General features: G+C 60.9%; 1 protein-coding gene and 1 pseudogene. One reads left to right on the forward strand and one right to left on the reverse strand.

The genetic code is table 11. The annotated features are described in order from the left end of the window. Nucleotides 1-96: 96 nt before the first annotated feature. Nucleotides 97-4,050 (reverse strand): annotated as a pseudogene (gene putA, locus HT737_RS18040) (trifunctional transcriptional regulator/proline dehydrogenase/L-glutamate gamma-semialdehyde dehydrogenase). A gap of 459 nt (nt 4,051-4,509) precedes the next feature. On the opposite strand from putA, the gene putP reads away from it, so the two are divergent. Further along, the gene (gene putP / locus HT737_RS18045) at nt 4,510-5,994 is read left to right on the forward strand and encodes a sodium/proline symporter PutP (protein WP_121183342.1); all 1,485 of its coding nucleotides are present in this window, start codon (nt 4,510-4,512) and stop codon (nt 5,992-5,994) included. Nucleotides 5,995-6,166: the final 172 nt, after the last annotated feature.

Here is a 6,166-nt window from a genome sequence, read left to right on the forward strand (position 1 = left end):
TTAATGGTGGCTGACACATCGCTATCGCTGGCAAGCCAGCTCCCACAGTTTTTTCTGCTGAACCGGGCACCTGTGCAGTACCCGGCTTAACGGTTTTTAACCGATAGTCATCAGGCTCGCATTACCCCCCGCCGCCGCCGTGTTGACGCTCAACGCGCGCTCGATCACCAGGCGCTCCAGCGCGATGTTGGTCTCGCCCTGGGACAGGCCCTGAACGCCAACGATCGCACCGGCACGCTTGGCAATCTGCTGGCACACGCCACGCAACTGGTCGGAATGACCGTGATGCAGAACCGCATCAAACACCACTTCATCCTTGTGCCAGTCGGCAACCCGTTTGATCCGCGCCTGAACGTCCTTCGGCAGGCGTGCGAACAAGGCCTTGCTGATGTCGGATTCCGGCCATACCGCCGAACCGCCGACCGCCAATACCGCCGCCAGTTGGGTCAGCAGATCGCCTTCGACGTCCGCCAGGCACAGCACGTGTTCACGCGGCAGGATCGCGTAGCTGTTTTTCTCGCCGGTCGGGCCGGCCAGCACACGGGTGATACCGCTTTGCGACTGCGCGGCGTATTGCACGCACAGGGTGCTCAGTTCGGCGTATTGGTTGCTCTCGGCCCAGGCCTTGAAAGCGTTCAGCGGTTTGCTCATGGCCTCACGCAGACGCACGTCCGGGGCAACGAGCGCATCACCGCGAGCGAAGGATTGTTCGATGGCGTCCGCAGGACGCGTCGACAGCAGACGGTAGAGGTACAGCGGACCACCGGCTTTCGGGCCAGTACCCGACAGGCCTTCGCCGCCAAACGGCTGCACGCCGACCACGGCACCGACGATGTTGCGGTTGACGTAGACGTTACCGGCGTTGACGTTGTCGATCACCTTGGCGATGGTCTCGTCGATGCGGGTGTGTACGCCGAGGGTCAGGCCATAACCGGAGGCATTGATCTGGCCGATCAACTGGTCGATGTCCTTGCGCTTGTAGCGCACTACGTGCAGCACCGGGCCGAAGATCTCGCGCTGCAGCTCGTCGAAGCTTTCCAGCTCGATCAGGGTCGGCATGACGAAGGTGCCGCGTTTGACTTCTTCACTGTCGGCGATAGCCACCTGATACACGCTGCGACCTTTGTCGCGCATGGCCTGGATGTGCTTGTCGATACCGGCCTTGGCTTCGGCGTCAATCACCGGGCCAATGTCCACGGACAGGCGCTCAGGGTTGCCGAGACGGCTTTCAGCCATCGCGCCTTTGAGCATTTCGATGACGCGGTCGGCGGAATCTTCCTGCAGGCACAGCACGCGCAGGGCCGAGCAACGCTGGCCGGCACTGTCGAAGGCCGAGGACACCACGTCGATCACCACTTGTTCGGTCAGTGCCGAAGAATCGACGATCATCGCGTTCTGCCCGCCGGTTTCGGCGATCAGTGGAATCGGACGACCCTGGCTGTCGAGGCGACCGGCGATGTTGCGCTGCAGCAGACGCGCAACTTCGGTAGAGCCGGTGAACATCACGCCTTTGACGCGCTCATCACCGACCAGACCGGCACCGACGGTTTCACCGCGACCCGGCAGCAGTTGCAGCACGCCTTCGGGAATCCCGGCTTCCAGCAGCAAACGTACGGCTTGCGCGGCAACCAGTGGCGTCTGCTCTGCCGGTTTGGCCAGTACCGGGTTACCGGCGGCCAGTGCGGCAGCAACCTGACCGCTGAAGATGGCCAGCGGGAAGTTCCACGGGCTGATGCACACCACCGGGCCCAGTGGGCGGTGGGCGTCATTGCTGAAATCGTTGCGCGCCTGCACCGCGTAGTAACGCAGGAAATCGACCGCTTCACGCACTTCGGCAATGGCGTTGGCGAAGGTCTTGCCGGCTTCACGGGCCAGCAGGCCCATCAGTGGCTGGATCTCGCCTTCCATCAGGTCAGCGGCACGTTCCAGAATTGCTGCACGCTCGGCTGGCGGGGTGGCCTGCCAGATGGGCGCAGCATTCAGCGCGCACTGGATCGCGTTGTCGACGTCTTCGACGGTAGCTTCCTGCACGTGACCGACCACATCACGGTGATCCGCGGGGGTTCAGCACTGGCGCTGGAGCTTCGTTGCTGGAAGCGCAACCGAGCATCGGCGCGGCTTTCCAGTGGTTGTGCGCAGTGGCGAGCAGGGCGCAGGACAGCGAGGCCAGACGATGTTCGTTGGCCATGTCGATGCCGGCGGAATTGGCGCGCTCGGCGCCGTACAGGTCACGAGGCAGCGGGATGCGTGGGTGCGGCAGGCCAAAACCACCTTCCACGGTCGCCATCTGCTCGATCTGCGCCACCGGATCGGCCACCAGTTCCTGAATCGAAATCGACTGGTCGGCGATGCGGTTGACGAACGAGGTGTTGGCGCCGTTTTCCAGCAGACGACGCACGAGGTACGCCAACAGGGTTTCGTGAGTACCGACCGGTGCATACACGCGGCATGGACGGTTCAACTTGCCTTCGGACACTTTGCCGACAACCTGCTCGTAGAGCGGTTCGCCCATGCCGTGCAGGCACTGGAATTCGTACTGGCCCGGGTAATAGTTCTGACCGGCAATGTGATAAATGGCCGACAGGGTGTGGGCGTTGTGCGTGGCGAACTGCGGGTAGATGACTTCCGGCACCGACAGCAGTTTGCGCGCGCAGGCAATGTAGGAAACGTCGGTGTACACCTTGCGGGTGTAGACCGGATAGCCTTCCAGGCCTTCGACTTGGGCGCGCTTGATTTCGCTGTCCCAGTACGCGCCCTTCACCAGACGGATCATCAGGCGATGGCGGCTGCGGCGAGCCAGGTCGATCACGTAGTCGATCACGTACGGGCAACGCTTCTGGTACGCCTGAATCACGAAACCGATGCCGTTCCAGCCAGTCAGCTGTGGCTCGAAGCACAGGCGCTCGAGCAGATCCAGCGACAGCTCCAGACGATCAGCCTCTTCGGCGTCGATGTTCAGGCCGATGTCGTATTGCTTGGCCAGCAGGGTCAGCGACAGCAGGCGCGGGTACAGCTCGTCCATCACGCGCTCGTACTGCGCACGGCTGTAGCGCGGGTGCAGGGCCGACAGCTTGATGGAAATGCCCGGGCCTTCATAAATCCCACGACCGTGGGAGCTTTGCCGATCGAGTGGATGGCTTGTTCGTACGACGCCAGGTACTTCTGCGCGTCGTGTTCGGTCAGCGCCGCTTCACCGAGCATGTCGTAGGAATAACGGAAGCCCTTGGCTTCGAACTTGCTCGCGTTGGCCAGTGCTTCGGCGATGGTTTCGCCGGTGACGAACTGCTCGCCCATCAGGCGCATGGCCATGTCGACGCCCTTGCGGATCATCGGCTCGCCGCTCTTGCCGATGATCCGGCTCAGCGACGAAGTCAGGCCGGCTTCGTTGTGGGTCGACACCAGTTTACCGGTCAGCAGCAGACCCCAGGTCGCCGCATTGACGAACAGCGAGGGGCTGTTGCCCAGGTGCGGCTGCCAGTTGCCGGTGCTGATCTTGTCGCGGATCAGTGCATCGCGAGTGCCTTTGTCCGGGATGCGCAGCAGCGCTTCGGCCAGGCACATCAGTGCCACGCCTTCCTGGGACGACAGGGAAAACTCCTGCAGCAGGCCCTGAACAATGCCTGCACGACCGCCGGCACTTTTCTGGTTACGCAGTTTTTCCGCGATGGTCGCGGCGAGTTTGTTGGTGGCTTCGGCCATCTGAGCCGGCAGGCGCGCCTGCTCGATCAGCATCGGCACCACTTCCGGCTCAGGGCGGCGGTAGGCGGCCGTGATCGAGGCGCGCAGTACCGATTGCGGCAGGATGCTTTCAGCGAATTCGAGGAAGCACTGGTGCGCGTGATCGGTGTGGACTTCACCGGCGTCGTCGCTGTCCTTGGCGGTCAAACCATTCAGCTCGGTCAGGGTTGCACCACCCTCGAGTTTTTCCAGGTAATTGAAAATTGCCTGCTTGATCAGCCAGTGCGGTGTGCGATCAATCGAGGTCGCGGCAGCCTTCAGGCGCTCGCGGGTCGGGTCATCGAGTTTGACCCCAAGGGTGGTGGTAGCCATATTTTTATCCTCATGGTTGCCACAGTTGCGTGGCATCAGCTGGCGGCAAGATTAGCCGTGCGCCGAAAGAGGTGCAACCGGGTGCAACCCTTTTTTTTGTCGGAAAAAATTAACGCTTCGTCAGGAATTATTTTCTGGTACTGAAGTGCCGCTCCTGCTTGGTGCTTTTACTTCTAGCGGAGCGCCGTGACTGCGCTAAAAAGGAGCAAAAACGGCGTATTTATCGGTATATCCGACTAGGTGCAACTTAATCGCCAGAAACTGGTTGCACCTTTTTTACTTTTGTTGCATAGCATTCGCGCCCAAGGTGCAACCGGAAGTATCCGGTGTATCGGCTGGTGGCTTTCCTGGGGAAACATCAGTCCTAAATGCGCGGGATCCCGATTCGTCTGCCAAACGTCGTCGTTTGCGTACGATTGATCACTGCTGCTACATAAAAACAAAGCCAGGGCGTACTTAATGAGCGTAAGCAATCCAACACTGATCACGTTCGTGATCTACATCGCAGCAATGGTACTGATCGGCCTCATGGCCTATCGCTCCACCAACAACCTTTCTGACTACATTCTTGGCGGTCGCAGCCTCGGCAGCGTGGTGACGGCATTGTCCGCCGGTGCTTCCGACATGAGCGGCTGGTTGTTGATGGGCTTGCCGGGCGCCATCTACATGTCCGGCCTGTCCGAGAGCTGGATCGCCATCGGTCTGATCATCGGCGCTTACCTGAACTGGCTGTTCGTCGCCGGCCGTCTGCGCGTGCAAACCGAGCACAACGGTGATGCGCTGACCCTGCCGGACTACTTTGCCAGCCGTTTCGAAGACAACAGCGGCCTGCTGCGGATTATCTCGGCGGTGGTGATTCTGGTGTTCTTCACCATTTACTGCGCGTCCGGCATCGTGGCTGGCGCCCGTCTGTTCGAAAGCACCTTCGGCATGTCCTACGAGACGGCGCTGTGGGCCGGTGCTGCGGCGACAATTGCCTACACCTTTATCGGCGGTTTCCTTGCGGTGAGCTGGACTGACACCGTGCAAGCCACGCTGATGATCTTCGCTTTGCTGCTGACGCCGATCATCGTGTTGCTGGCCACCGGCGGCGTCGATACCACGTTCCTCGCCATCGAAGCCCAGGACCCAAGCAACTTCGACATGCTCAAGGGCACCACCTTCATCGGCATCATCTCGCTGATGGGCTGGGGTCTGGGTTACTTCGGTCAGCCGCACATCCTCGCGCGTTTCATGGCCGCTGACTCGGTGAAATCGATTGCCAACGCCCGTCGCATCTCCATGACCTGGATGATCCTGTGCCTGGGCGGCACCGTCGCCGTGGGCTTCTTCGGCATCGCTTACTTCTCGGCGCACCCGGAAGTGGCCGGTCCGGTGACCGAGAACCACGAGCGGGTGTTCATCGAACTGGCGAAAATCCTCTTCAACCCGTGGGTCGCCGGTGTCCTGTTGTCGGCGATTCTCGCCGCGGTCATGAGCACCCTGAGTTGCCAGCTGCTGGTGTGCTCGAGCGCCCTGACTGAAGACTTCTACAAAACCTTCCTGCGCAAATCCGCCTCCCAGGTTGAACTGGTCTGGGTCGGCCGCGCGATGGTGTTGCTGGTGGCACTGATCGCTATCGCCATGGCCGCCAACCCGGAAAACCGCGTACTGGGCCTGGTGTCCTACGCCTGGGCCGGTTTCGGTGCCGCGTTCGGTCCAGTGGTGCTGATCTCGGTGATCTGGAAAGACATGACCCGCAATGGCGCACTGGCCGGCATCCTGGTCGGCGCCATCACCGTGGTGGTGTGGAAGCATTTCGAGGTGATGGGCCTGTACGAAATCATCCCGGGCTTCATCTTCGCCAGCCTGGCGATCTACATCGTCAGCAAAATGGGCGAGCCAACCAAAGGCATGGTGCAGCGCTTCGAAGCGGCGGAAAAAGATTTCCACCTGAACAAGTGATGCACTGAGCTGCGGCTCACAGAAAAAACGGCCCGTTTCCTACAAGGAGGCGGGCTGTTTTTTTTATGCCCGTGATTTCTCAAGAACTTGGAGAACCCTGTGGGAGCTGGCTTGCCAGCGATGGCGGTGTGTCAGTGAGCGAATAAGTTGGATGTGCCGGCCTCATCGCTGG

It is taken from the genome of Pseudomonas sp. MD195_PC81_125 (assembly GCF_014060985.1).
Classification (GTDB): domain Bacteria; phylum Pseudomonadota; class Gammaproteobacteria; order Pseudomonadales; family Pseudomonadaceae; genus Aquipseudomonas; species Aquipseudomonas parakoreensis.